The organism is Marinobacter sp. (assembly GCF_014859525.1).
Classification (GTDB): Bacteria; Pseudomonadota; Gammaproteobacteria; order Pseudomonadales; family Oleiphilaceae; genus Marinobacter.
This window is the reverse complement of sequence record NZ_JACUUB010000144.1, coordinates 1-3,558: the sequence shown is the minus strand read 5'-3', so window position 1 is coordinate 3,558 and position 3,558 is coordinate 1. Positions and strand designations below refer to the sequence as shown.

Annotated in this window: 5 protein-coding genes; 4 read left to right on the top strand and 1 reads right to left on the bottom strand. The window is 56.3% G+C overall.

Annotated features, from left to right (window positions below):
- Positions 1-120 precede the first annotated feature (120 nt).
- The 3 genes from IBX51_RS14750 (at position 121) to IBX51_RS14740 (ending at position 1,560) form a co-directional block, all read left to right on the top strand.
- Complete coding sequence (locus IBX51_RS14750) at positions 121-840, top strand: 1-acyl-sn-glycerol-3-phosphate acyltransferase (RefSeq protein WP_291832074.1); 720 nt, start codon at positions 121-123, stop codon at positions 838-840.
- Positions 841-913: 73 nt separating this feature from the next.
- Positions 914-1,156 carry a GlsB/YeaQ/YmgE family stress response membrane protein gene (locus IBX51_RS14745; protein ID WP_044389021.1) on the top strand — a complete coding sequence of 81 codons (243 nt, stop codon included), beginning with the start codon at positions 914-916 and terminating at the stop codon, positions 1,154-1,156.
- A gap of 2 nt (positions 1,157-1,158) precedes the next feature.
- Positions 1,159-1,560: an MAPEG family protein gene (locus IBX51_RS14740; protein WP_291832071.1), complete on the top strand. Its 402-nt coding sequence runs from the start codon at positions 1,159-1,161 to the stop codon at positions 1,558-1,560.
- 63 nt (positions 1,561-1,623) lie between these two features.
- Here IBX51_RS14740 and IBX51_RS14735 read toward each other — a convergent pair whose 3' ends face one another.
- Entirely contained in the window at positions 1,624-2,064 is a 441-nt protein-coding gene (locus IBX51_RS14735; RefSeq protein ID WP_291832070.1) for an OmpA family protein, read from the bottom strand.
- A 300-nt stretch (positions 2,065-2,364) separates the two neighbouring features.
- Between IBX51_RS14735 and IBX51_RS14730 the strand changes: the two genes are divergently transcribed.
- A partial coding sequence (locus tag IBX51_RS14730) for a rhomboid family intramembrane serine protease (RefSeq protein ID WP_291832069.1) occupies positions 2,365-3,558 on the top strand: 1,194 nt, incomplete at its 3' end.

Below are 3,558 nucleotides of genomic sequence, written 5' to 3'. Positions count from 1 at the left end.
CCCCTTCGCTACGTGGTGGAGGCCAGCCCCGTTTATGCACTTCAACAAAAGGATACTGTTGCTGCACTTTAAGTTTGGCGTACACTTGTACGCCAAAATAGTCGGTATCGGAAAGGCAGTATGGCTGTATTAAGAGAAGTGCTGGCTTGGGTCAGCGTGGTGGTGTTGAGCTGCCTGGCGTTAGTTATGTATCTGGCCCGCCCGTTTAACCCGGATAACAACCGGCTATTGGGCCTGGCGTTGGCGCGGGTAGGGCGGTGTTTTCTGGGGATGAAGCGCCCCGTTTACGGGGCCGACAACATGCCTCAAGACCGACCCACAGTGGTTATTGCCAATCATCAGCAGAATGATGATCTGTTTGTTTTGGGTGATCTTCTGCCGCCCCGCACGGTCACTGTCGGTAAATCGGCATTGGTGTGGACGCCGTTTTTTGGCCAGGTGTTCTGGCTGGGCGGTAACATCATCCTGAACCGTGCCCGCTCCAGAAAATCCGTCGCGGTCATGCAGGCCACCAGTGATGCCATCAACCATAAGAACAAAAGCATTTGGGTGTTTCCGGAGGGTACCCGTAGCCGGGGCCGTGGTTTGGGTAAGTTTAAAAAGGGTGCTTTCCACACCGCAATCGCGGCAGGTGCGCCCATTACCATGGTGTGTGTCGCCGAGTATCACAGCAAAACCCGGGGCTGGTTTGGTGGCCGCCACTCTGTGCCCGTGCGCATTCTGCCCCCGGTTGAAACCCGTGGCCTGACCAATAACGACATACCCGAATTGATGGCGAAGTGTCATCAGCAGATGTCGGAGGCCATTGCCGGCCTTGCCAAAACGTCCGGAACTTCTTGAACGGCCGCGAAAAACAGGGCAGTCTTCTGATCAGTATTCCACTCTGGACGGGTAACCACGGAGGTATGAGCAGATGAGCCTGATCTGGTTTCTGATTATTGGTGGTCTTGCCGGCTGGCTGGCGGGGCTGATCATGAAAGGCAAGGGCTTTGGTGTGCTTGCTAACATTGGTATTGGTATTGTCGGGTCGGTGATCGGCGGTGTGCTTTTTGGTGTATTGGGGCTGGCAGTCAAGAGCGTGGTGGGTGAGCTGGTAACAGCTACCGTCGGCGCGGTGCTGTTGTTGGCTGTGGTCAACAAGATCAAGCAGGGCTGACGATGATTGTACCTGTAACCGCAGTGTTTGCGGCCGTCCTTGGCCTGTTGTTGTTGGTGTTGTCTGGCCAGGTCGTCAAATACCGGCTGAAGTATCGCATGGGCCTGGGCGTTAATGAGGACCGGGAGTTTGAGGCAGCGGTGCGGGCGCACGCCAATTTGGTTGAATACGCACCGATTGGCCTGATCATGCTGGCCATTGCCGAACTCAACGGTGTGCCGTCAAGCCTGATTTATTGGACCGGCATGGCGTTGGTCGTGGGGCGCATTCTTCATGCCTGGGGCATGATCAACGGCAAGGGTGGTCCGCATAAGGCGCGCATGGTGGGCATCTTGCTGACCTGGCTGTCTATTCTGGTGGCTGCGCTGTTGCTGTTGTGGAACGTTTGGCAGGTGTATGGTTAAGAGGTTTGCAGGATACAAAAAACGGGGCCTGAGAGCCCCGTTTTTTGTATCCAGAGTGGCTGTTTACAACGCCTGAGCGATATCCCGAGTGAGGTACTCCAGCTCTACACGGCGATTGGCCGCGTGGTCCTCTGGCCGTGTCAGCGGTCGGTCCGAGCCCCAAGTTGCCAGTACAAGGGCAGATTGATGAACGCCTTCACGCATGAATAGCCGGGCCACGGTATTGGCTCGTTGCCGGGCCAGAAACCGGTTGTATTCTTGAGAGCCAAACTGGTCGGCATGACCATGGATTCTGACTCGCACCCCGGGATGGCTCTTCAGGTACGCTGCATGTTGTTTGAGCACCTCAATATCGCTGCTATCCAGATTGTGCTTGTTGAAACCGTAGTGAAAGCGAGTGCGATGAGGACGGGCCCCATCTCGGGAAAGGTCACCTGCCATCACACCGAACGCCAGTGCCGCCTTGGCCAGCATTTCAGGGTTGTCCAAAACAAGTACGGTCATGTGCAGTATCCTCGAATCCAGAGTCCGGTTTTGTTGTTATCGTGCCTTCAATATTGACTGTCGGCACGATAACGGCAATTGGCGAATGGTCGATAGGGCCACGGAAGTTGATGGCTACCGATTAAATGGCATTTGTGTGACTCTGTGATGACACCTATTGATGCGATGCGCACTGTCCCACAAATTCCGCTGCAGATGGGGTTTTTCTGCTCGCCAGGCACTATTACACCGGGAAAAGAAGCCTCTGCTGTGGTAAAAAGCAGCTTTTCAGGGACAGATTGTGATGAATTGTGACCGCCCATGCTGATTATTCCTGCTGAGAACGCCATTAACTGGAAGCGCCCGCCTTGGGTGACTCTGGGCCTGATCATGGCCTGTCTGATGGTGTTTCTGTTCTATCAGGGCGGTGACGACCGCAAGCTGGAATCTGCCCTGGAGCAATACCTCGGTGGCAACTTGCTGTCGCTGGAGGCGCAGGCCTACGAAGACTATCTGCAACGGGCGATCCAGTTTGAGGGTGATCCCCAGAGCGTTCTGGAGCTCCGTGAATTCCAGTCGTTACAAGAAAACAACGAAGCGCTCTGGCAAGCCGTTACTCTTTTGCTGGATCGCGAGTTCTATCAGTACCTTCAGGAAAACCGCGATCTGATCTGGGCGCCTGCCGAGCGCAACCAGTGGCAGCAGCAGCGCAGCGCCATTGAAGAGCAGTGGATCAGTCGTATGAGCGCCTATCAGCTGGGCCTGGTGCCGGCGGACCTGTCGTTGTACACCCTGATCAGTTACCAGTTTCTGCACGGTGGCTGGGGCCATATCATCGGTAACCTGCTGTTCCTGTTCTTGCTGGGCTTTACCGTGGAAAAAGCCCTCGGCGCCGGTCGATTCCTGGCGGCTTACCTGGTCTGTGGTGCCCTGTCCGGGCTGGTGTTTATCGGCTTTTCGATGGGCAGTCATATCCCGCTGGTGGGGGCATCCGGGTCGATCTCCGGCCTGATGGGGATGTACGTGGCCATCTATGGTCTGCAGAAGATCCGCTTTTTCTACTTTCTCGGGGTTTACTTCAATTACTTCCGTGCGCCCGCCATTGCGCTTTTACCGGTCTGGTTGGGCAAGGAAGTCTACGATTACTGGTATGCCGGCGCCACCGGCATTGCCTACATGGCACACGCCGGCGGTCTGGTGGCCGGTGCCGGTCTGGTCTGGTTGCTGGGCAAGAGTTGGCTGCAGGTTAAAGAAGAGTTTTTCGAGCCAGAAGAAGACGAACAGGACGCCCGTTTTACCAGTGCCTACGCCCAGGCTATGGCCAGCCTTGGCCGGATGGAGTTCGATCTGGCTCGCCGGCAGTTTGAGGCGCTTCGGGAGCGCTACCCTGAACGCACCATTGTGCTGGAACACCTTTACCATCTGGCCAAGCTGCGCCCGGACCTGCCGGAGTACCGTGACCGGGCCCGAGAGCTGATGGCCGATGCCATGACGCGGCGGCAGCCGGAGCAGATG